This is a genomic window from Enterobacter cloacae complex sp. ESBL7, assembly GCF_041679625.1.
Classification (GTDB): domain Bacteria; phylum Pseudomonadota; class Gammaproteobacteria; order Enterobacterales; family Enterobacteriaceae; genus Enterobacter; species Enterobacter asburiae_B.
This window is the reverse complement of the sequence record NZ_JBGORN010000001.1, coordinates 1,138,207-1,160,421: the sequence shown is the minus strand read 5'-3', so window position 1 is coordinate 1,160,421 and position 22,215 is coordinate 1,138,207. Positions and strand designations below refer to the sequence as shown.

Sequence of the window (22,215 nt, the reverse complement as noted above, 5' to 3'; positions counted from 1 at the left end):
CGATGTTAACCCGTGAACAGATGGCCATGCGCGTCGCCCGCGAGCTGCGCGACGGGTATTACGTCAACCTGGGGATCGGTATCCCCACCCTGGTGGCGAACTACATTCCGGACGGGATGGACGTGATGCTTCAGTCCGAAAACGGGCTGCTGGGGATGGGGGCTTTTCCTGACGAGCGGAGCCTTGACGCCGACATGATCAACGCCGGTAAACAGACCGTAACCGCGCGCACCGGCGCGGCCATTTTCGACTCGGCCCAGTCGTTTGCCATGATCCGCGGCGGTCATGTGGATCTGACCGTGCTGGGCGCGTTTGAAGTGGACGTCGAGGGCAATATCGCCTCGTGGATGATCCCCGGAAAGATGGTGAAGGGCATGGGCGGCGCGATGGATCTTGTGGCCGGGGCGCAGAACATCATTGTGGTGATGACCCACGCCTCGAAAAGCGGTGAGTCAAAGCTGCTGCCGCGCTGCACGCTGCCGCTCACGGGCGCGGGCTGTATCCGTCGGGTTTTAACCGACCTCGCACTGCTGGAGATCGAGGACGGCACGTTCATCCTGCGGGAATACGCCCCCGGGGTCAGTATCGACGAAATTGCGGCTAAGACAGCCGGGAAAATGATTGTGGCGGACGACGTTCGCGAGATGCGCTTCAACTGAGGACTCACGATGAAAGAAGTCATGATTGTCGGGGCAACGCGGACCCCCATAGGCAGTTTTCGCGGCTCGCTATCGTCCCTTTCGGCGGTTGAACTGGGGGCCGTCGCGGTGCGGCAACTGCTGGAAAACAGCAATCTTCTCGAAGAACAGGTAGATGAACTGATTTTCGGACAGGTGCTGACGGCCGGGTGCGGACAAAACCCTGCGCGTCAGACGGCCATCGCCTCCGGATTACCCGTCAGCACGCCGGCGACAACGGTCAACCTGGTGTGCGGCGCGGGCCTAAAAGCGGTGCAGCTCGCCGCGCAGGCGATCCGCTGCGGCGACGCGAACGTGGCCATCGCTGGCGGTCAGGAGAGCATGAGCAACGCCCCCTATCTGCTGGACGGCGCGCGTTCAGGGCTGCGTTTTGGCCATACGGGCCTGCAGGACAGCATGATTACCGACGGGCTGTGGGACGCGTTCAACGATTATCACATGGGGATCACCGCTGAAAACGTCGCTCGTGAGAATGCCATTTCCCGCGAGCAGCAGGACGCCTTCGCCGCCCGGTCGCAGCACAAAGCGGCCTTTGCCATCGAAGCGGGTCGGTTTGACGCCGAGATAGCGCCGGTGACGGTAAAACAGGGCAAAAAACCGCCGCTTATCGTCAGCCGTGACGAACAGCCCCGGCCAGGCACCACCGCTGAGCAGCTGGCGCAGCTGCGCCCCGCCTTTTTGCAGGCGGAAGGCACGGTGACGGCTGGAAATGCGTCGACGCTCAACGATGGTGCCGCCGCAGTGCTGCTGATGAGCGGCGAAAAGGCGCGGGAGAGCGGTTTGCCGATCCTGGGCCGCATCGTGAGCTACGCCGTGACGGGCGTTGACCCGTCGGTAATGGGCATCGGTCCGGTCAGCGCCTGCCGGACGGCGCTGGCGAGGGCGGGCTGGACGCTCGATGACGTGGACCTCATTGAAGCCAATGAAGCCTTTGCCGCCCAGGCGCTGGCGGTAGGCAAGCAGCTCGGCTGGGATGAGCGCAGGGTGAACGTTAACGGCGGCGCTATCGCCCTGGGTCATCCAATTGGCGCCTCCGGCTGCCGCATCCTCGTGACGCTGCTCTACGAAATGCAGCGCCGTGACGTCAAAAAAGGGCTCGTCACCCTGTGCGTGGGCGGCGGGCAAGGCATTGCTCTGACCGTCGAGCGTTAAGCATCTCGTTGATACCCGAATAATAATTAAAGTGAGGAGTCGTAATGAGCGTGTTAATTGCCCTGGCGGCGCTGGCGCTGCTGATGCTGGCGGCCTATCGCGGATACAGCGTTATTTTGTTTGCGCCGATTGCGGCGCTCGGCGCCGTGCTGCTGACCGATCCGGGTGCCGTCGGCCCGACGTTTACCGGCCTGTTTATGGAAAAGATGGTCGGCTTTGTTAAGCTCTACTTCCCGGTGTTCCTGCTGGGGGCCGTTTTCGGCAAGCTTATTGAGCTTTCCGGTTTCTCACGATCCATCGTCGCCGCCGCGATTCAGATCCTCGGTCGTCGCCACGCTATTCCGGTGATCGTCCTGGTGTGTGCGCTGTTAACCTACGGCGGCGTGTCGCTGTTCGTGGTGGCGTTTGCGGTTTACCCCTTCGCCGCGGAACTGTTCCGCCAGAGCGGCATCCCTAAGCGGCTGATCCCGGCCACCGTGGCGCTGGGGGCGTTTTCGTTTACCATGGACGCCCTGCCCGGCACGCCGCAGATCCAGAATATCATCCCCACCAGCTTCTTTGGCACAAACGCGTGGGCCGCGCCGTGGCTGGGGCTTATCGGCTCTCTGTTTATTATCATCTTTGGCCTGCTCTGGCTGGAGCGCCAGCGTCGTAAGGCGTTCAATAACAACGAGGGCTACGGCACGGATCTGAAAAATGAACCCGAGACGCCGGATAACATTAACCTCCCGCATCCGCTGATTGCCATCTCCCCGCTGCTGGTGGTGGGCATACTGAACCTGCTGTTTACCCGCTGGATCCCCGGCTGGTACGGCACGACCCACGAGCTGACTCTGCCAGGCCTGGCGAAACCGATTGTGACCGAGGTGGGCAAGATCACCGCCATCTGGGCCGTCGAGGCGGCGCTGATCTCCGGCATCGTGCTGGTGCTGATTTTTGGCTTTCGCAATATTCGGGGTCGTCTGGCAGAAGGCAGCCGGACCGCGGTGAGCGGTGCCATTCTGGCGGCGATGAATACCGCCTCGGAATACGGTTTCGGCGCGGTGATCGCCGCCCTGCCCGGGTTCCTGGTGTTATCCAAAGCGCTTGCGGCTATCCCGAATCCGCTGCTGAATGAGGCCATCAGCGTGACGGTGCTTGCGGGGATCACCGGCTCGGCGTCCGGCGGGATGAGTATTGCCCTCGCAGCCATGGCCGATTCGTTTGTCGCCGCCGCCCACGCCGCCAATATCCCGCTTGAGGTGCTGCACCGCGTGGCTTCGATGGCGAGCGGCGGGATGGATACGCTGCCCCATAACGGCGCGGTGATTACCCTGCTGGCGATTACCGGCCTGAGCCATCGCCAGGCCTACGGCGGCATTTTCGCTATCACCCTCATTAAAAGTCTGGCAGTGCTTTTTGTCATTGCCGTGTTCTATCTGACCGGCATTGTGTAAGGAGAGAAAGATGAATCTGAACGGTAAGACCGCGCTGGTGACGGGCTCGACCAGCGGCATTGGACTTGGGATCGCCCGCGTACTGGCGAAGGCCGGGGCGCAGCTGATCCTCAACGGTTTCGGCGACAGCGAATCAGCAAGAGAAGAGATTGCGCAGCTGGGCAAAAAGCCGGGCTATCACGATGCGGACCTGCGTGACGTGCTGCAAATTGAAGCCATGATGCGCTACGCCGAATCGCAGTTCGGCGGCGTGGACATTCTTGTCAACAACGCCGGAATACAGCATGTCGCGCCGGTGGACGCGTTTCCGGTGGAGAAATGGAACGACATTATCGCCATCAACCTCTCCTCGGTATTTCACACCAGCCGGCTGGCGCTGCCCGCCATGCGCGAGAAAAACTGGGGGCGCATCATTAATATCGCCTCCGTTCACGGGCTGGTTGCGTCAAAAGAGAAGTCAGCCTACGTGGCCGCCAAGCATGGCGTAGTGGGCTTTACGAAATCACTGGCGCTGGAAACCGCCCGCACCGGTATTACCGCCAATACCATCTGCCCCGGCTGGGTACTGACCCCGCTGGTGCAACAGCAAATCGACCAGCGTATCGCTGAAGGCGTCCCGCCGGAGCAGGCTCGCGATCGGCTTCTCGCGGAGAAACAGCCTTCGGGCGAGTTTGTCACTCCGGAGCAGCTGGGTGAACTGGCGCTGTTTTTGTGCAGCGATGGCGCCGTGAACGTTCGCGGCGCCGCGTGGAATATGGATGGCGGCTGGGTTGCGCAGTAATGTTTGCCGGGTAAGGCGACGCCGCCACCCGGCAAAATCGCTAGCTTGAGCAGCTGACCTCCAGCCGCTTGCCCCAGTCAGGCGGGCGGCTGACGTAGTCATCATCCCGGTCGGCAAACGGCGTGCGCAGCGCCACATGCAGGCGGTGTAGCTCGTCGTATTCACCCTGCTCTGCCTGTTCAATCGCCCGCTGCGCCAGCCAGTTGCGCAACACCATCGCGGGATTTGTCGCATTCATCTGCGTCTGGCGGGTGGCGTCATCCACCTGCTCCTGCTGCAGCCGCGCGCGGTAAGTGGCAAACCAGTCGTCAAACGCCTGTCTGTCAATAAACTCGTCGCGCAGCGGCGAGGCCGCACTGTGCTGCTCCGTCTGGCTCAGCATCCGGAAGGTACGGGTATAATCGCTGCCCTCGCGCGCCATGAGGGCAAACAGACCGTTGAGGATGTCGTTATCGCCCTTCTCCTGCGTCATCAGCCCCAGCTTGTTGCGCATCAGCGAGCCGTATTCTCGCAGCAATATGTCCTGATAGCTGTCGAGCGCATCGTTGAGGGCATCTACGTCGATGAACGGCGACAGGGTTTGCGCAAGCCGCTGCAGGTTCCACAGGCCAACCGCGGGCTGATTGTCAAAGCTGTAACGCCCCTGATAGTCGGAGTGATTGCAGATATAGCCAGGCTGATAATCGTCCAGGAAACCAAACGGACCGTAATCAAAGGTCAGCCCGAGGATCGACATGTTGTCCGTATTCATGACGCCATGCGCAAAGCCGACCGTTTGCCAGCGGGCAATCAGGCTTGCGGTACGGGCAACCACATCCCTGAACCAGAGAACGTATTTGTCCGCTTCGTCCTGCAAATGCGCCCAGTGGTGACGAATGGCAAAGTCAGCCAGCTGGCGAACCTTGTCCGGCTCGCGGCGATAGTAAAAGTGCTCGAAATGACCAAAGCGCAAATGGCTTTGCGCAATACGCATCAGCATCGCCCCTTTTTCCACCGTTTCGCGCGCTACCGGCGTATCGCTGGTGACAATCGACAGCGCGCGCGTAGTGGGAATACCCAGGGCGTGCATCGCTTCTGACGCCAGGCTTTCGCGGATCGTTGAACGCAGCACCGCGCGCCCGTCGCCCATTCGCGAATAGGGAGTAAGACCCGCCCCTTTCAGGTGCCAGTCAACCGTCTCCCCGTTGGGAAGCCGTTGTTCGCCGAGCAGGATCCCCCTGCCGTCGCCCAGCTGCCCCGCCCAGACGCCAAACTGATGTCCGCTATAGACCTGAGCCAGAGGTTGCATCCCGGCGAGAAGCGTTTCACCGCCCCAGACGCCAGCGCCTTCTGAAGGCTGAAACAGCTCAGACGGAATGGCCAGCTCTTCTGCCAGCGAATCGTTATGCCAGATAAGGCGTGAATTTTGTAACGGTGTTGGTTTGAGTGCGGTGTAAAAGCCAGGCAACTCGTCATGCCAGTGAGCAGTAAAAGACAGGGTCATAAGTCCTCCTGCTTTTAGTGTAGAGGGTTTACCCGGACTTAAACACGGGCGAAAGCAAGGGTTATCGCTGCTGAACCAGCGATGTAACGTGCTCCGCAGAGACGGCTGGCCAGAGCGCGCCCTGCATGGCGCCAAAATTGAAGGACAAAACGCGTTGCAACAGGCCGTGGTCGTCAATGCCCGAGACGATCACTGACTGGCAGTGCGGCGTGATTTGCCAGAGGATGGCGCGCATAAAAGGCTCGAAAGAGAGCTCCGGGGCACGCTGCTGAATGAAGCCTTTGTCGAGAATAACCCGTTTAAATAATCCATCGTAGACCGCTTTGAGCGATGCGGCGCCTGCGCCAAAGTTTGCCAGGACCAACGGGAAATGGATTGCCATTCTCGCCAGCTGCAGATCGTCCTTTCCGTTATTTAAACCTGGATAATTCTCATTAACAGTAAACTCAAGAAACGGGTAACGCTCAAGGATTGAAACAGCGTTTCCATTACTTAATAAAAATTCAACTATTGCAGGTGTAATATTGATCCATGCAATTAACTGATGCTGAATAAAAAACAGTTTACAGGTATCAAGCAATTGCAATTTTTCGTTAAACAGCACTAACTCTTCAGCTGCTGAAAGCCGAGGGATAACGAGCTCAGTGGGGATCCGCACATCGCTGCCGACGCCAGTAAAGTTAACCAGAACCTCTAAACCTTTAAGCTCCCCTGCGCTATTACGAGCAGGCAGAAGCAGCAGTTCAGACTGGTAAGCATTATCTAGCGTAATAATCATTGCACTCGCTCCGCATTAAAGATGAGAGAGGACATCCTGGAGCAATTGCCGACACAATTCCACTGTCTTGATTTTAATAAGATTAATTTCATTAGTTCCGTTTTTATTTTCAGATTTATCCCTGAATCTAAAATAATTTTATCCTGGTTGCCGAATAATAGCCAGTTTTAGATAAAACAGACACATGCAGGATTCGCTAATTTTAGATAAATTTAACTTTAAGCATCTTATTTGAGAAAAAACGGCATGATTTATTAGAGACCATGCCGTCATAAGAGAAGTGTCTGACAAAGACTATATACGTCGTGCCTGCCAGAAATTTTTACGCCAGTAAACATTATCAAGAGAAGAGCGCATCACCCCGCGGCTTGTCGAGGCGTGAATGAACTGATTGTCTGTATCATATATCCCCACGTGCAGACCGCTTTCACCCGAGCCGGTTTTGAAGAAAACCAGGTCCCCGGGCAGAAGATCGTCTTTATCAATTTCAGTGCCAATTTCGGCCTGCTTGCGCGTTTCACGCGGAAGCTGTAAATCAAACTTGTCGCGGAACGTCATCAGAACGAAGCCGGAACAATCTACGCCGCCGCGGCTCATTCCGCCGTAGCGATAAGGCGTACCGCGCCAGTTGCTCAGCTGATCGTTAAGGCTGGCAATGACGGTGATCGAATCTGAAAGCCGTGGGTTAGGCGGCGGCGCACGATGGCTACTGCATCCCGCAAGAAAAAGTGCGGCCATCAGGAGAAACCAGAATCGCATTTTCAGACGAATCCTCTGCTTTTTTTGTTCTTTTCGTAATTTAGCGTGCAATTGTGCTAAGAGGCAAGAAACGGTTACGTCTGCCCGGTAGAAATCAGCATCTTATGTCCCTCAATATCCAGCCTGCGGAACGACATGTTGTACGCGCGGGCAAGATGGGGCGGCGTAAGAACCCGATCCCGCGCGCCGCTGGCGATCATCTTTCCCTGCGACAGCAGCCACACCCGGTGGGCATGACGCAGGGTGTGGTTGAGGTCATGACTGCTCATCACCACGGCGATACCTTTTCGGCTCAGGGTGCTTAACAGCGTATCCAGTGCCGCCTGCTGCGCCACGTCCAGACCGCTCATGGGTTCATCGAGAAGCAGCATTCGTCCGTGAGGATTACCTGCCGGGTGGATCTGAAGAATGACCGCCGCCAGGCGCACCCGCTGCCACTCTCCGCCGGAAAGCTGGCTGGCATGCCGGGACAGTTTATCTTCCAGCCCCAGGGCCGCGGCAACGTCCGTAAGCAGTGCCGTCTGTTGTTTGTCGTGCAAATGCAGCATCAGATAGTGCCAGACCGGCATCGCAAAGGGCGGCACCTGCTGCTGCACGAGGTAACTGCGCCGGTGCGCCAGCGAGACCGGCGACCAGTCGGCGAGCGTGTGCTCCAGCAGCGTTATCTGCCCTTCTCCGCCGGTCATGCCTGCCATCCGCGCCAGCAGCGTGCTCTTCCCTGCACCGTTTGGCCCGACAAGATGCAGGATTTCTCCCGCATTGACGGTTTCGGTTATCGGCTCCAGACGTCCCCTCTCGGCGACGTCCGTGAGCTGCATCAGCAACGACATTATTTCGCCAGCGCCAGCTTGATCGATTCCATGACGATCGGATCCTCAGGGGTCATATCCGGCGAAAAACGCTGAACGACCTGGCCGTCGCGGCCAATCAGGAATTTTTCAAAATTCCACAGGATATCGTCCGGGTAAAGCGGCGCGCGGCCTTTGCTGGCCATGCGTTCATAAAAACCGCTTCCTTCCGGCGCAACGGCCTTCGGCGCGGCAGCGATCAGCTTCGCATACAGAGGATGGCGGTCTTCGCCGTTGACATCGATTTTGCTGAACATCGGGAACGTCACGCCATAGGTAGTGCTGCAGAAGGTTTTAATCTCCTCTTCGCTGCCCGGCTCCTGCCCCAGGAACTGATTGCACGGGAAGCCCAGCACGGTGAAACCGTCTTTCTCCCAGGCCTTCTGAATGTTTTCCAGCTGCTCGTACTGCGGCGTCAGGCCACATTTCGATGCCACGTTGACGATAAGCAGCACGTTGCCTTTGTAGCCTTCCAGCGTGGTGTTATCGCCATCAATGGTGGTCACTTCAGTATTCAGGATATCTGACTGCATAGCATTCCCTCAGGTTGTCTTACGGCTTGTTGATTTAACGTCCAGATTTTAATAGTAGCCAGATAAATACCGGCGCGCCCAGCGTGGCGGTCACCACGCCAATCGGCAGCTCGGCGGCCGTCAGGGCAAGCCGGGCGATGATATCGGCCACCAGCAGCGTGACGGCCCCGGCAACCGCCGCGGCCGGAAGCAGGGTCCGATGGTCCGTGAGGCCACACAGGCGCAGCATGTGCGGAATCACCAGCCCGATGAAGCCGATCGCGCCCGCCAGAGCCACGCTGACGCCGACCAGCCAGCCAATGGCTATTACCAGCACATTACGCCAGAACCCAATCGGCATGCCGAGCTGGCGGGCAGAGGTTTCACCCAGCGCGAGCATATTCAGCGGCTGCGCCTGCAGGGCCGCCCAGACGATGACCGGTACCAGCAGCGCCATCAGCCAGCCCTGGTGCCAGTCAACGCCGCCAAAGCCGCCCATCATCCAGTACATCAGCTGACGCAAGTCAAAGGATGTTGAGAAGTAGACCGCCCAGGTCATCAGCGCGCTGCAGATGATCCCCAGCGCCACGCCGGCAAGCAGCAGGCGGCTGGTCGATAAGTGCCGTCTGGCGAAACGAAGAAGGATCGCGGTGATTAGCAGCGCGCCGAGGATAGCGCTCAGGCTAATACTCCATCCGGAGAGTTCTCCTCCGCCGAGCATTACCGCCGCAATCAGGCCTACGCCTGCGCCGTTTGACACGCCGAGCAGCCCGGGCTCCGCCAGAGGGTTATCAAACAACGCCTGCATTATGGTGCCGCACAGCGCCAGCGCGGCGCCGACCAGAACCACCGCGACGGTGCGCGGCAGGCGAATTTGCCAGACGAAGAGCTGCCCGTCCGGCCCCCACCAGCTTTCAGGCCCGATCCATCTGTCGCCCGCGCAGAGACTCACGCCCGCGGCGACAATGAGCATCAGCACCAGCAAAAGCAGGCGACGCTTATCGGAACGGTGCTGGCGATGGGCATAATCAAGCATGTGTACGGTTTTAGTAGCGTGAGATGTAATTGATTTTACGGCGGGTTTGCCGGAGAGCGCAAAGAAAAAAGGCCGCGTGGGCGGCCTTTTTAGTTAGTTCATATTACTCTGCTTTGGGCGTTGCGTTTTCGACACGGCTTTTCAACTTCTGGCCGGGTCTGAAGGTCACCACGCGGCGGGCTGTAATGGGAATATCTTCCCCCGTCTTCGGGTTGCGGCCCGGACGTTGGTTTTTGTCTCGCAAATCAAAATTGCCAAAACCGGAGAGTTTTACCTGCTCACCATTTTCCAGAGCACGACGGATCTCTTCGAAAAACAGCTCTACCAGCTCTTTGGCATCCCGTTTGCTAAGCCCAAGCTTATCAAACAGATATTCTGACATTTCAGCTTTTGTAAGCGCCATAGGTTCAATCCCTCAATGATGCCTGGAATCGCTCTTTTAATGCCTCTACACATTTGGCGACGGTAGCGGCAATCTCCTCTTCTTCGAGTGTACGGCTGGTATCCTGAAGGATAAGGCTAATAGCGAGGCTCTTGAAACCTTCTGCTACGCCCTTGCCGCGGTACACGTCAAATAAGTTTACGCCAACTACCTGATTTACGCCAACTTTCTTACATTCGGCCAAAATATCTGCTGCAGGCACATTTTCCGCGACCACAACCGCGATATCACGGCGGTTTGCCGGGAAGCGGGAGACGTCCTGAGCCTGAGGAATAACGCGGTCAGCCACCGGGTTCCATTCCAGCTCGAACACGATGGTACGGCCGTTCAGGTCCAGCTTACGCTCCAGCTCAGGGTGAACAACCCCAATAAAACCAACGCGTTTGCCGTCTAAATAGATAGCTGCGCTCTGGCCAGGATGCAGGGCCGGGATAGCTTCTGCGCGGAATTCAATTTCAGATAATTTACCGGTCAGATCCAGAATCGCTTCCAGATCGCCCTTCATATCGTAGAAATCAACCGTGCCTTTTGCCAGGTCCCAGTGCTCTTCATAGCGGTTGCCGCTGATGGCGCCAGCCAGCATGAGATCCTGACGGATGCCTAAATTTGCCTGATTATCCGGTACAAAGCGCAAACCGCTTTCGAAAATTCGCACGCGGTTTTGCTGGCGATTCTGGTTATAAACGACAGTGCCCAGCAGGCCCGTCCACAGAGACAGACGCATCGCGGACATTTCGCTGGAAATTGGGCTTGGCAGGATCAGCGCCTCCTGACCCGGGTGGATCAGCTGCTGCAGCTTTGGATCAACGAAGCTGTAGGTGATCACTTCCTGGTAGCCTTTGTCGTTCAGCATGGTTTTCACGCGCTTCAGAGACAGGTCGGCTTCGCGGTGGGTGCCCATCACCAGACCTGCCTGGACAGGCTCGTCAGGGATGTTGTTGTAGCCGTAAACGCGGGCCACTTCTTCCACCAGATCTTCTTCAATTTCCATGTCGAAACGCCATGATGGCGCAACGGCTTTCCATTCGTCCTGGCCTTCGGTTACTTCACAGCCCAGACGTTTCAGGATGTCGGTTACCTGCGCATCGGCAACGTGATGGCCAATCAGGCGATCCAGCTTGCTGCGGCGCAGGGTGATGGTCGCACGCTTCGGCAGGGTCGCTTCGTTGGTGACGTCGATAACCGGCCCCGCTTCACCGCCGCAGATGTCGATCAGCAGGCGGGTCGCACGTTCCATCGCTTTGTACTGCAGCGCCGGGTCAACGCCGCGCTCGTAGCGGTGAGAGGCATCGGTATGCAGGCCGTGACGGCGTGCGCGACCGGTGATGGAGAGCGGGCTGAAGAACGCGCATTCCAGCAGGACGTTTTGCGTCTCGTCGTTCACGCCTGAGTGCTCGCCACCGAAGATACCGCCCATTGCCAGCGCTTTGCTGTGGTCAGCAATCACCAGGGTGTCGGCGTTCAGTTTCGCTTCGCTGCCGTCGAGCAGAACCAGGGTTTCGCCCTCTTTCGCCATGCGCACAACGATGCCGCCGTCGATACGATCTTTATCGAACGCGTGCATTGGCTGGCCCAGCTCCAGCAGAACGTAGTTGGTCACGTCAACCACGGCGTCGATAGAGCGAATACCGCAGCGGCGCAGCTTCTCTTTCATCCACAGCGGAGTTGGCGCTTTCACGTTGATGCCTTTTACCACGCGACCGAGGTAGCGCGGGCAAGCATCCGCAGCGTCAACCTGAATAGGCAGCACGTCACTGATGGTCGCTTCAACCGGCGCAATGTCCGGCGCGTTCAGCTCAGTCTGGTTCAGCACGGCCACGTCGCGCGCCACGCCGATGATACCTAAGCAGTCGGCACGGTTTGGCGTAACGCTGATTTCGATGGTGTTGTCATCAAGCTTCAGGTATTCACGGATATCGGTGCCGATTGGCGCATCCAGCGGCAGCTCAATAATGCCGTTGTGATCGTCGGAAATACCCAGCTCGGAGAAGGAGCACAGCATGCCTTCAGACGGCTCGCCGCGCAGCTTAGCCGCTTTAATTTTGAAATCACCCGGCAGCACCGCACCGACGGTCGCCACGGCCACCTTCAGGCCCTGACGGCAGTTTGGCGCACCGCAGACGATATCCAGCAGACGGTCACCGCCCACGTTTACTTTTGTTACGCGCAGTTTGTCAGCGTTAGGGTGCTGGCCGCACTCGACCACTTCGCCGACAACCACGCCGCTGAAGGCACCGGAAACCGGCTCAACGCCGTCCACTTCCAGACCCGCCATGGTGATCTGGTTAGAAAGCGCGTCGCTGTCCAGCGTGGTGTTTACCCACTCGCGTAACCACAGTTCACTGAATTTCATTGTTCTGTCCTGCCCTTATTTAAACTGTTTGAGGAAACGCAGATCGTTTTCGAAGAATGCACGTAAGTCGGTCACGCCGTAACGCAGCATGGTCAGACGCTCCATGCCCATGCCGAAAGCAAAGCCGGAGTAAACTTCCGGATCGATACCCACGTTGCGCAGCACGTTTGGATGCACCATGCCGCAGCCCAGCACTTCCAGCCATTTGCCGTTTTTACCCATCACGTCAACTTCCGCAGACGGTTCGGTGAACGGGAAGTAGGACGGACGGAAACGAACCTGCAGATCTTCCTCAAAGAAGTTGTTCAGGAAATCGTGCAGCGTGCCCTTCAGGTTGGTGAAGCTGATGTTTTTATCAACAATCAGACCTTCCATCTGGTGGAACATTGGCGTGTGGGTCTGATCGTAGTCGTTACGATAGACGCGGCCCGGCGCGATAATGCGGATTGGCGGCTCCTGATCCTTCATGGTACGGATCTGAACGCCGGAGGTCTGAGTACGCAGCAGACGCGTAGCGTCGAACCAGAAAGTGTCGTGGTCAGCGCGTGCCGGATGATGGCCAGGAATGTTCAGGGCGTCGAAGTTGTGGTAATCATCTTCGATTTCCGGGCCAGTCGCCACGGTAAAGCCGAGCTCACCGAAGAAACTTTCAATGCGATCGATGGTGCGGGTAACCGGATGCAGACCACCGTTTTCGATACGGCGACCCGGCAGAGAAACGTCGATCGTCTCTGCGGCCAGACGCGCATTCAGCACCGCGCTTTCCAGCTCGGCTTTACGCGCGTTCAGCGCCTGCTGTACCTGCTCTTTGGCTTCGTTAATCACCGCACCTGCTGCCGGGCGTTCTTCTGCCGGCAGCTCACGCAGGGTTGTCATCTGAAGGGTCAGGTGCCCTTTCTTCCCAAGATATTCGACGCGGACATTGTCTAACGCGGCAACATCTGAGGCCTGATTAATGGCGGCTGTTGCACTGGCAACCAGCTCTGCGAGATGTGACATGATTTTCCTCATTATGTCGGTGCAGACACCGATTTGGTGGAGTTATTCTCTCAAATTCAGGCACAAAAAAAGCCTCCATCGGGAGGCTTATCTGGCGCTGTTTTTCGTTTCATCTTTCACGCGCTAGCCTCCTGAAATCAGGTGCTAAAGTAAAAGAAGAAGCGGAAAATAGCAGCATTCATGCTTGCGTTACCTTGTCTGGTAAAAACCGTTAAGACCTTATTGAAAAGCCTGGACGGATAAATGTCAATCTTCTGATGGTGTTAAATGAAAAGAGGGAGCAAAGCCCCCTCTCTCAACTGGCTTATGCCAGTGCTGCTTTCGCTTTTTCGACCAGAGCGGTGAACGCTACTTTGTCGAATACTGCGATGTCAGCCAGGATCTTACGGTCGATTTCAACAGAGGCTTTTTTCAGGCCGTTGATGAATTTGCTGTAAGAAATACCGTTCTGACGTGCTGCTGCGTTGATACGCGCAATCCACAGTTGACGGAACTGACGCTTACGCTGACGACGGTCACGGTAAGCGTACTGACCTGCTTTGATAACAGCCTGGAAGGCAACGCGGTATACGCGTGAACGCGCACCGTAGTAGCCTTTAGCTTGTTTCAAAATTTTCTTGTGACGTGCACGTGCAATTACACCACGTTTTACGCGAGCCATATGTGCTCTCCTGTATCTATATTCTTAGTAAAAAATTAAACGTTAACGGCTTATGCGTACGGCAGGCACGCGATAACCAGACCCAGATCGCCTTTAGAAACGAGGCCTTTTGGACGCAGGTGACGTTTACGCTTAGTAGATTTTTTGGTCAGAATATGACGCAGGTTTGCGTGCTTACGCTTAAATCCACCACCACCGGTTTTTTTGAAGCGCTTAGCAGCACCGCGTACGGTCTTAATTTTTGGCATCTTAATAACTTCCACTTCGCATTGTTAAATAAACGAAACATAGGCGAACAAAACCTATGAAACCCGAAGGCTCCACAGATTTTGCTGCTTGAAGGCCTTACTGTTTCTTCTTAGGAGCGAGCACCATGATCATCTGGCGGCCTTCGATCTTCGTAGGGAAGGATTCGACTACTGCCAGTTCACTCAGATCGTCACGGACGCGGTTAAGCACTTCCATACCAATCTGTTGGTGGGCCATCTCACGACCGCGGAAACGCAGTGTGATCTTGGCCTTATCGCCATCTTCCAGAAAGCGAATCAGGCTGCGGAGTTTTACCTGATAATCGCCATCGTCGGTACCAGGACGGAATTTGATTTCCTTAACCTGGATAACTTTTTGCTTCTTCTTCTGTTCCTTAGAAGACTTACTCTTTTCATAAAGGAACTTGCCGTAGTCCATGATACGACAAACTGGCGGTTCGGCGTTAGGGCTGATTTCAACTAAATCTACTCCAGCTTCTTCAGCTTTTTCGATCGCTTCTCTCAGACTCACAATCCCCAGTGGTTCACCTTCAAGATCTGTTAAGCGAACTTCCTGGGCGCGAATCTCGCCATTGATACGATTCGGACGTGCCGTTTGAACTCGTTTTCCGCCTTTAATACCTTATTCCTCCAGTTGTTGAAGACTGCGGCTGCGAATCTCTTGTTGCAGCTTCTCAATCACTTCACTTACGTCCAGGCTGCCCAGGTCTTTACCACGGCGGGTGCGAACGGCAACTTTGCCTGCTTCCACCTCTTTATCACCACAGACCAACATATACGGGACACGACGTAAAGTGTGCTCGCGGATTTTAAAGCCAATCTTCTCATTTCTCAAGTCTGCTTTTACGCGAATGCCCGCATTTTGTAGTTTCTGCGTCAATTCTTTAACGTAATCCGCCTGAGAATCGGTAATGTTCATCACCACGACCTGCACTGGCGCAAGCCAGGTTGGGAAGAAGCCAGCGAACTCTTCGGTCAGGATGCCGATGAAGCGCTCCAGAGAACCGAGAATTGCACGGTGAATCATTACCGGTACCTGACGCTCGTTGTCTTCGCCAACATAAGAGGCGCTTAAACGCTGCGGCAGGGAGAAGTCCAGCTGTACAGTACCGCACTGCCATGCGCGATCGAGGCAGTCATACAGGGTAAATTCAATTTTCGGACCGTAGAATGCGCCCTCGCCCAGCTGGTATTCGAACGGAATGCCGTTCTCTTCCAGCGCCACGGCGAGATCCGCTTCTGCGCGATCCCATGTCTCATCGCTGCCGATACGTTTTTCCGGACGCGTTGAGAGTTTGACCACGATCTTCTCGAAGCCAAAGGTGCTGTACATATCGTAGACCATACGAATACAGGCGTTAACTTCGTCACGGACCTGATCTTCAGTACAGAAGATATGCGCATCATCCTGAGTAAAGCCACGAACACGCATCAGACCGTGCAGCGCACCTGATGGCTCGTTACGGTGGCAGCTACCGAACTCCGCCATACGCAGCGGCAGGTCGCGGTAGGATTTCAGACCCTGGTTGAAGATCTGAACGTGGCCCGGGCAGTTCATTGGCTTGATGCAGTATTCACGGTTCTCAGACGAGGTGGTGAACATCGCATCTTTGTAGTTGTCCCAGTGGCCGGTTTTTTCCCACAGCACACGGTCCATCATGAACGGGCCTTTCACTTCCTGATACTGGTACTCTTTCAGCTTGGAGCGTACGAAAGTTTCCAGTTCACGGAAGATAGTCCAGCCGTCGTTATGCCAGAACACCATGCCCGGCGCTTCTTCCTGCATGTGGTACAGGTCAAGCTGCTTACCGATTTTACGGTGGTCACGCTTCGCCGCCTCTTCCAGGCGCAGCAGGTACGCGTTCAGGGCTTTTTTATCGGCCCACGCGGTACCATAGATACGCTGCAACATCTTGTTGTTGCTGTCGCCACGCCAGTAGGCGCCTGCGATCTTCATCAGCTTAAAGTGATGACAGAAGCGCATGTTCGGCACGTGCGGTCCACGGCACATGTCGACGTATTCTTCGTGATGGTACAAGCCAGGCTTGTCATCATGCGAAATGTTTTCGTCAAGAATAGAGACCTTGTAGCTCTCGCCGCGCTTCACGAAGGTTTCACGCGCTTCGTGCCAGCTGACTTTCTTCTTGATGACGTCATAGTTCGTTTCGGCGAGCTCGTGCATACGTTTTTCGAGCGCGTCGATATCTTCCTGAGTCAGGGTGTGGTCAAGGTCAACGTCATAGTAGAAACCATTGTCGATAACCGGACCGATCGCCATTTTGGTGTTTGGCCACAGCTGTTTGATGGCATGGCCTAACAGGTGCGCGCAGGAGTGACGAATGATCTCCAGACCTTCTTCGTCTTTCGCGGTGATGATTGCAAGCGTCGCATCGTTTTCGATCAGATCGGAAGCATCCACCAGCTCACCGTTAACTCGGCCAGCGATAGTCGCTTTCGCGAGGCCAGGACCAATGTCCAGGGCAACATCCATTGGGCTAACAGCACGGTCGAAATGGCGTTGGCTGCCATCAGGAAGAGTAATTACAGGCATTTTATATCCTTATTTGCAGTGATGCCCCACACATAAGAGCATATACAAAGAAAATAATCGTGATTTGACAATAGATTACGACACCATCTGACCAACAATCGTCAAATTGGTTCGTCATCATTCACCAGCCGAATTCAGATTAATGTGGATTTACGGCAAGCGACGTAATGTTAACACTAACGGCAAGGAGATTGCACCCTCTGCGGCCAGATTGATGGGCTGGCGCTTTCGTACGAATTTGCAGGTTGCTTCTCCCCTGCGCTCGCATTTCAAAGATGCTGGGCTACTCTTGAACAGGTCTATAAACCCAAAGGTGCATACCATGAACGTATCCAGTAGAACGGTTGTGATATTGAACATCCTTTCCGCCACAGGTTTATTGTTGATTCTCGCCGAACGATTCCACTGGTTCTGAGCCGAACCCTACGCTGGCATAACCCAATCGTTCCTGAGAAGGGGCATATTTCGGCCCTGTTTGGTAGACTGGGGATATCAACCAACAAGGATTAGGTTATGCCAACTAAACGATTTGCCGTAAAACACTGGAAAATGGTGCTGGTGCTGATTGCCATCTGCGGCGCAATGCTGCTACTCCGTTGGGCGGCAATGATTTGGGGCTAGGGGCGAAGACAAGTCATCAGAAGGGACGTCAAAAGACCGCAGACAATAAACGGGCCGACATCATCATCGGCCCGCTTTTATTACATTCTATAACCCAGTGAAACCGTGGTTCTGCGGTCGGTATGATCCGGCGCAGATTCTGGTGGTGAAGAGTTCCAGGTCACGTTGTAGGCGACTTTCAGGCCAAAGTGTTCGTTGATAGCCACGTTCAGCGCCGTCTCAGAGTTCAGCGTCGTATCGTCGGCACCAAATACAGAAACACCCTGGGTAAATTTGGTGTTGTCAGTCATCTGCCAGGCATAGGTACCGGAAGCGTAACCGAGCGGTTGGGTTTTGGTATCGCCATTGGTGTACTCGTCGTAACGCACACCCGGACCGAATTCAAAACGGAAGCTGTGTACCGGACCGTTCAGGAACTGGCGACCATAACCGGCGGTGAATACATCGCGCTGGCGATAACCGTTGTAACGGTCGGTTAACCAGCTTGCCTGACCAAACAGGTAGTCATAGTCGGTCATGTTGTAACGGCTACGTCCGCCTACCGCATACTTCTCGGAAGAACGTTCGTCGTTAGCGGAAGTGTTGCTGGCATTACCCCATAGAGACCAGGCGGTGGTATTACCGTACCAGGTGAGCGTACTGTCCGCCGTCAGAGAAGAGCTTTTCGTGTTACCGGATTGTGCCAGGTATCCGGCGTTCAGGTTACCTTCAAACGGTTTTTTCGCGGTGGAAGGATCGTCCATGACAGTAAAAACGGTATCATCAGCGGTCGCGTTCATAGCCGCAAACACGCCACCCGCCAGCATCAGTGCAGCGGGCACTGTCTTTAAAAGCTTCATTTTATTAAGGAGTCCGTACAACAAAAAAAGAGACCACACGGTCCCGGAATCTTTCTTGAGGATCAATGACAAGGCGTCCAGAGAAAGGTAACAAATTATAAAAAGCCGCAAATAACATAGCAATGTTTTCTTATTTCATTTTTTGAATAAGAACGATCTCAAAAAGCGTTTTATTTTATATATCCCCCGCCTCACTTTTCGTCAGTATTCATATTTAAAATCATACTGTTATTTACATTGCCTTCCTGACAAATGGTGCCAGGCTAATAAGAACCCATGCTAAAAGGAGGTAATGATGGTTTCTATTTATACTCTGACGCTCTCCCCTTCCCTGGATTCCGCCACCCTGACGCCGCAGATTTACCCGGAAGGTAAATTGCGCTGCAGCGCCCCGGTCTTTGAGCCCGGCGGCGGCGGGATCAACGTGGCGCGCGCCATTACACACCTCGGCGGCAAGGCCACGGCCATTTTTCCCTCAGGCGGTGCCACCGGTGAACACCTGGTCTCCCTGCTGGCCGATGAACAGGTGGCCGTTGAAACCGTTGAGGCCAAAGACTGGACGCGGCAAAACCTGCATGTCCACGTAGAATCAAGCGGCGAGCAGTACCGTTTTGTCATGCCGGGCGCGAAACTCAGCGATGACGAGTTTCGTCAGCTTGAAGAGAAAGTGCTGACGATAGAAAGCGGCGCGCTGCTGGTGATAAGCGGCAGCCTGCCGCCCGGCGTAAGCACGGAAAAATTGACGGCGCTGATTCAGGCCGCGCAGCAGCGCGGTATCCGCTGCATAGTCGACAGCAGCGGCGAGGCCCTGCAGGCGGCTCTGGTGCCGGGCAATCTGGAGCTGGTCAAACCCAACCAGAAAGAGTTAAGCGCGCTGGTCAACCGCGAACTGACGCAGCCTGATGATGTGCGCACCGCAGCGCAGGAGCTGGTGCGAAGCGGCAAAGCGCGGCGCGTAGTCGTCTCCCTTGGCCCTCAGGGGGCGCTGGCAGTCGATGAATCGTCGTCCGTTCAGGTTGTCCCACCGCCGATGAAGAGCCAGAGCACGGTTGGCGCTGGCGATAGCATGGTGGGTGCGATGACGCTAAAACTGGCGCAGGGCGCGTCTCTGCTCGAAATGACACGCTACGGCGTGGCGGCGGGTAGCGCCGCCACCATCAACCAGGGCACGCGTCTCTGTTCGCTCGCCGATACGCAAAAAATCGTCGATTACCTGTCCCGAAATTAACCCCTCTTCCCCTTCGTCTTTAACGGAGGGGAATGTCGTCTCTGAGTCGCCAAACGCAAACTATCGACTATGCTAAGAAAACTTCCATGATAACAATGAGGTGAATTATGAGCAGTGGTGACATCACACGCTACGTCGTGACCATCAACCTTCATGAAGCATCGCTAACCGAGCTGAATGAGCTCAACAATGCTTTCACCCGCGCTAATTTTCTCCTCACGCTGACGGATGACGAGGGCAACATTCATGATTTAGGCACCCTGACATTTGGTCTGATCGGCGCCCTGAGTCAGGAAGAGGTTCATGCGCTGGCCGCCAGTCTGGTGGAGAGCGTGACCGACAAGCCTGCCGAAATTGACGTGGATACCTGGGAAAGCTGGCGGAAAAAAGAACAATAAGTGCGCTGTATGAATTTAAACCGCTCAGGTGTGCGTTAGTTCGTATTTTTTTACCGCAGTTATGCGCTAACTTTATGATCTGGCAGACAACATGGGAGAGACAACATGTGGCAGGCTATCAGTCATCTTTTACATGAGCAGCTGGGTGAAGGTGAAATTGAACTGCGTAACGAACTGCCAGGCGGTGAGATCCACGCCGCGTGGCATTTACGCTACGCAGGGCGCGATCTCTTCGTTAAATGCGATGAGCGAGAGCTGCTTCCAATATTTACCGCCGAAGCCGACCAGCTGGAGCTGTTGTCCCGCAGTAAAACGGTCACGGTCCCGCAGGTTCTGGCCGTGGGGAGCGACCGCGACTACAGCTTCCTGGTAATGGAATACCTCCCCGCCCGCCCGCTGGATGCCCATAATGCGTTCATCCTTGGCCAACAGTTAGCGCGCCTGCATCAATGGAGCGACCAGCCGCAGTTTGGTCTCGACTTTGACAACGATCTCTCCACCACGCCACAGCCCAATGCCTGGCAGCGTCGTTGGTCGACATTTTTTGCCGAGCAGCGCATTGGCTGGCAGCTTGAGCTGGCCGCCGAGAAAGGGCTGGAATTTGGCAATATTGACGCCATCGTCGAGCACGTTCAACAGCGTCTGGCATCCCACCAGCCTCAGGCGTCTCTGCTTCACGGCGATTTGTGGTCCAATAACTGCGCGCTGGGTCCCAACGGCCCGTACATCTTTGACCCGGCCTGCTACTGGGGTGACAGAGAGTGCGATCTTGCCATGCTGCCGCTTCATCCTGAGCAGCCACCGCAAATATACGACGGATACCAGTCTGTTTGCCCCCTCCCGCCCGGTTTCCTCGACCGCCAGCCGGTGTATCAGCTTTATACGCTGATGAACCGGGCCATTCTTTTTGGCGGAGAACACCTTGTTAACGCGCAGCGGGCACTCGAGCGTATGCTTGCCGCCTGAGAAGATAACGGGTGGCCTTGCCGCCACCCTTATCGCTTACAGAAAACCGAGCAGTGAGAAGAAGAAGTATCCCGCCACAATGATAATCACGGGAAGGATATAGAGCGGGAAAATTTGCAGGAAAATGGTGTGACGCGGCACAACAATGCGGGATTCAATCTGCTCCCGACTCATTCCTTCCGGGCCTTTGGCCTGCTCCAGAATCAACTGATCCTCAACGCCTTCGCGTAAAAAGCGCGTCTGGCGACTCATTCTCGCGCCAGAGGCCTGCAGTGCCAGCGCGACAAAGATCAGGGCATATATCACCCAAAAGCCGATATTCAGCTGTTGATGAAAATCTGGGGTGGGTGAGTTAAACCAGAAGACATTCAAAAATGGCGTATTAAAACGCATCATCTCAATCATGACATGAGCGAAATCAAGCATTACCGCATTGATACCCGGCTGTTTTTCGCTGTGGTCGTACATAAATTTGAGTACAGAAATCAGCGTAGAAATGACGGCAGGAATAAAAATCACCCAGCCAGCAATACGTTTTAAGACCGCAATGCGTCCAGCTTGTTGATACGTCATCAGTTCCTCTTCATAAAGACGCGTTATTTGTGCCTAAGTCTACCTGCTGGTCATCAATTTCGCCCGCTCTTTAAAAGCAATATGCTAAATTGCAGAGTGTGCTTAGCACGTATCGTCTGTCGAACACCCTGGATAAGGAGACGTTGTGATGTCGACACCGCGCCAAATTCTTGCCGCAATTTTTGACATGGATGGATTACTGATCGATTCCGAACCGCTGTGGGATCGCGCCGAACTGGACGTTATGGCCAGCCTGGGCGTGGATATCAGCCGCCGTAATGAACTTCCCGATACGCTGGGCCTGCGCATCGATATGGTGGTTGACCTGTGGTTTGCCCAACAGCCTTGGGTAGGTCCCAATCGCGATGAGGTGACCGCACGCATTATCAGCCGCGCCATTTCACTGGTGGAAGAGAACAGGCCGCTGCTGCCCGGCGTACGTGAGGCCGTCGCGCTGTGTAAAGCCCAGGGGCTGAAGGTCGGACTGGCCTCGGCTTCACCGCTGCATATGCTGGAAAAAGTGCTCACGATGTTTGAACTGCGCGACAGTTTCGACGCGCTGGCGTCCGCTGAAAAATTGCCTTACAGCAAGCCGCACCCGCAGGTCTATCTGGACTGCGCCGCAAAGCTGGGCCTGGATCCCCTCAACTGCGTTGCGCTGGAAGATTCCGTTAACGGTATGGTGGCGTCGAAGGCTGCAAGGATGCGCTCCATTGTGGTGCCCGCTGAAGAAGGCCGTCACGACCCCCGGTTTGCCCTCGCCGACGTGAAGCTTAACTCGCTGGCAGAACTCACGGCGCATCATCTGCAGGGCGGTTAACGCCCTTCTCCG

At 55.6% G+C, this 22,215-nt stretch carries 26 protein-coding genes and 1 other annotated feature; of the genes, 10 read left to right on the top strand and 16 right to left on the bottom strand.

The window, feature by feature from the left end; all coding sequences use genetic code 11:
* Positions 1–2: 2 nt before the first annotated feature.
* Genes ACERY3_RS05820 through ACERY3_RS05805 form a run of 4 tightly spaced genes read left to right on the top strand, consistent with a single transcriptional unit; the run spans position 3 to position 4,067 of the window.
* A complete protein-coding gene (locus ACERY3_RS05820) occupies positions 3–659 on the top strand; it encodes a CoA transferase subunit B (protein WP_058840780.1) in 657 nt (218 codons plus the stop codon).
* A gap of 9 nt (positions 660–668) precedes the next feature.
* Positions 669–1,850 carry an acetyl-CoA C-acetyltransferase gene (locus tag ACERY3_RS05815; RefSeq protein WP_058840781.1) on the top strand — a complete coding sequence of 394 codons (1,182 nt, stop codon included), beginning with the start codon at positions 669–671 and terminating at the stop codon, positions 1,848–1,850.
* A 44-nt stretch (positions 1,851–1,894) separates the two neighbouring features.
* A complete protein-coding gene (locus tag ACERY3_RS05810; protein ID WP_058840782.1) occupies positions 1,895–3,286 on the top strand; it encodes a GntP family permease in 1,392 nt (463 codons plus the stop codon).
* Positions 3,287–3,296: 10 nt separating this feature from the next.
* A complete protein-coding gene (locus ACERY3_RS05805; protein ID WP_058840783.1) occupies positions 3,297–4,067 on the top strand; it encodes a 3-hydroxybutyrate dehydrogenase in 771 nt (256 codons plus the stop codon).
* A 40-nt stretch (positions 4,068–4,107) separates the two neighbouring features.
* Here the strand turns inward: ACERY3_RS05805 and selO are convergent, their stop codons facing one another.
* The 14 genes from selO to thrS form a co-directional block, all read right to left on the bottom strand.
* The gene (selO, locus tag ACERY3_RS05800) at positions 4,108–5,550 is read right to left on the bottom strand and encodes a protein adenylyltransferase SelO (RefSeq protein ID WP_058840784.1); all 1,443 of its coding nucleotides are present in this window, start codon (positions 5,548–5,550) and stop codon (positions 4,108–4,110) included.
* 61 nt (positions 5,551–5,611) lie between these two features.
* Positions 5,612–6,328, bottom strand: coding sequence for an EAL domain-containing protein (locus tag ACERY3_RS05795; protein ID WP_032657851.1), 717 nt, complete (start codon positions 6,326–6,328; stop codon positions 5,612–5,614).
* Between the two features lie 294 nt (positions 6,329–6,622).
* The gene (locus ACERY3_RS05790; protein ID WP_008500650.1) at positions 6,623–7,087 is read right to left on the bottom strand and encodes an NlpC/P60 family protein; all 465 of its coding nucleotides are present in this window, start codon (positions 7,085–7,087) and stop codon (positions 6,623–6,625) included.
* 74 nt (positions 7,088–7,161) lie between these two features.
* Positions 7,162–7,917 carry a vitamin B12 ABC transporter ATP-binding protein BtuD gene (btuD, locus tag ACERY3_RS05785; protein WP_058840785.1) on the bottom strand — a complete coding sequence of 252 codons (756 nt, stop codon included), beginning with the start codon at positions 7,915–7,917 and terminating at the stop codon, positions 7,162–7,164.
* Positions 7,917–8,468 carry a glutathione peroxidase gene (locus tag ACERY3_RS05780; RefSeq protein WP_023311298.1) on the bottom strand — a complete coding sequence of 184 codons (552 nt, stop codon included), beginning with the start codon at positions 8,466–8,468 and terminating at the stop codon, positions 7,917–7,919. Before ACERY3_RS05780 ends, btuD begins: the two co-directional genes overlap by 1 nt.
* Positions 8,469–8,502: 34 nt before the next feature.
* Positions 8,503–9,483: a vitamin B12 ABC transporter permease BtuC gene (gene btuC / locus ACERY3_RS05775; RefSeq protein WP_058840786.1), complete on the bottom strand. Its 981-nt coding sequence runs from the start codon at positions 9,481–9,483 to the stop codon at positions 8,503–8,505.
* A gap of 103 nt (positions 9,484–9,586) precedes the next feature.
* Complete coding sequence (gene ihfA, locus ACERY3_RS05770) at positions 9,587–9,886, bottom strand: integration host factor subunit alpha (RefSeq protein ID WP_003857805.1); 300 nt, start codon at positions 9,884–9,886, stop codon at positions 9,587–9,589.
* 4 nt (positions 9,887–9,890) lie between these two features.
* Positions 9,891–12,278, bottom strand: a complete 2,388-nt coding sequence (pheT, locus tag ACERY3_RS05765) for a phenylalanine--tRNA ligase subunit beta (protein ID WP_058840787.1) — start codon at positions 12,276–12,278, stop codon at positions 9,891–9,893.
* A gap of 15 nt (positions 12,279–12,293) precedes the next feature.
* A complete protein-coding gene (gene pheS / locus ACERY3_RS05760; RefSeq protein WP_033145275.1) occupies positions 12,294–13,277 on the bottom strand; it encodes a phenylalanine--tRNA ligase subunit alpha in 984 nt (327 codons plus the stop codon).
* 62 nt (positions 13,278–13,339) lie between these two features.
* Positions 13,340–13,464, bottom strand: a sequence feature (Phe leader region).
* Positions 13,415–13,459 (bottom strand): pheST operon leader peptide PheM, encoded by a 45-nt coding sequence (gene pheM, locus ACERY3_RS05755; protein WP_001386830.1) that lies wholly within the window; start codon positions 13,457–13,459, stop codon positions 13,415–13,417. Its footprint overlaps the feature before it by 45 nt.
* 117 nt (positions 13,465–13,581) lie before the next feature.
* Positions 13,582–13,938 (bottom strand): 50S ribosomal protein L20, encoded by a 357-nt coding sequence (rplT, locus tag ACERY3_RS05750; protein ID WP_000124850.1) that lies wholly within the window; start codon positions 13,936–13,938, stop codon positions 13,582–13,584.
* A gap of 50 nt (positions 13,939–13,988) precedes the next feature.
* Entirely contained in the window at positions 13,989–14,186 is a 198-nt protein-coding gene (gene rpmI / locus ACERY3_RS05745) for a 50S ribosomal protein L35 (RefSeq protein ID WP_003030583.1), read from the bottom strand.
* A gap of 97 nt (positions 14,187–14,283) precedes the next feature.
* A complete protein-coding gene (gene infC, locus ACERY3_RS05740; protein ID WP_014069901.1) occupies positions 14,284–14,826 on the bottom strand; it encodes a translation initiation factor IF-3 in 543 nt (180 codons plus the stop codon).
* A 3-nt stretch (positions 14,827–14,829) separates the two neighbouring features.
* Positions 14,830–16,758, bottom strand: coding sequence for a threonine--tRNA ligase (thrS, locus tag ACERY3_RS05735; RefSeq protein WP_008500657.1), 1,929 nt, complete (start codon positions 16,756–16,758; stop codon positions 14,830–14,832).
* Between the two features lie 142 nt (positions 16,759–16,900).
* On the opposite strand from thrS, the gene yncL reads away from it, so the two are divergent.
* The gene (yncL, locus tag ACERY3_RS05730; protein ID WP_080338151.1) at positions 16,901–17,173 is read left to right on the top strand and encodes a stress response membrane protein YncL; all 273 of its coding nucleotides are present in this window, start codon (positions 16,901–16,903) and stop codon (positions 17,171–17,173) included.
* Between the two features lie 98 nt (positions 17,174–17,271).
* Positions 17,272–17,379 carry a small membrane protein YniD gene (gene yniD, locus ACERY3_RS05725; protein ID WP_008500658.1) on the top strand — a complete coding sequence of 36 codons (108 nt, stop codon included), beginning with the start codon at positions 17,272–17,274 and terminating at the stop codon, positions 17,377–17,379.
* A gap of 80 nt (positions 17,380–17,459) precedes the next feature.
* On the opposite strand, the gene ACERY3_RS05720 is transcribed toward yniD, so the two are convergent.
* Positions 17,460–18,218, bottom strand: a complete 759-nt coding sequence (locus tag ACERY3_RS05720) for a YdiY family protein (protein WP_033145273.1) — start codon at positions 18,216–18,218, stop codon at positions 17,460–17,462.
* Positions 18,219–18,513: 295 nt separating this feature from the next.
* On the opposite strand from ACERY3_RS05720, the gene pfkB reads away from it, so the two are divergent.
* The 3 genes from pfkB (at position 18,514) to ACERY3_RS05705 (ending at position 20,810) form a co-directional block, all read left to right on the top strand.
* Positions 18,514–19,446 carry a 6-phosphofructokinase II gene (gene pfkB, locus ACERY3_RS05715; RefSeq protein WP_373225554.1) on the top strand — a complete coding sequence of 311 codons (933 nt, stop codon included), beginning with the start codon at positions 18,514–18,516 and terminating at the stop codon, positions 19,444–19,446.
* A gap of 107 nt (positions 19,447–19,553) precedes the next feature.
* Entirely contained in the window at positions 19,554–19,844 is a 291-nt protein-coding gene (gene ghoS / locus ACERY3_RS05710; RefSeq protein ID WP_033145271.1) for a type V toxin-antitoxin system endoribonuclease antitoxin GhoS, read from the top strand.
* Between the two features lie 105 nt (positions 19,845–19,949).
* The gene (locus ACERY3_RS05705; RefSeq protein ID WP_373225262.1) at positions 19,950–20,810 is read left to right on the top strand and encodes a fructosamine kinase family protein; all 861 of its coding nucleotides are present in this window, start codon (positions 19,950–19,952) and stop codon (positions 20,808–20,810) included.
* A 36-nt stretch (positions 20,811–20,846) separates the two neighbouring features.
* On the opposite strand, the gene ACERY3_RS05700 is transcribed toward ACERY3_RS05705, so the two are convergent.
* On the bottom strand, positions 20,847–21,383 hold the full coding sequence (locus ACERY3_RS05700; protein WP_023311291.1) for a YniB family protein: 537 nt from the start codon (positions 21,381–21,383) through the stop codon (positions 20,847–20,849).
* 148 nt (positions 21,384–21,531) lie between these two features.
* Between ACERY3_RS05700 and hxpB the strand changes: the two genes are divergently transcribed.
* On the top strand, positions 21,532–22,203 hold the full coding sequence (gene hxpB / locus ACERY3_RS05695) for a hexitol phosphatase HxpB (RefSeq protein WP_033145270.1): 672 nt from the start codon (positions 21,532–21,534) through the stop codon (positions 22,201–22,203).
* Positions 22,204–22,215: the final 12 nt, after the last annotated feature.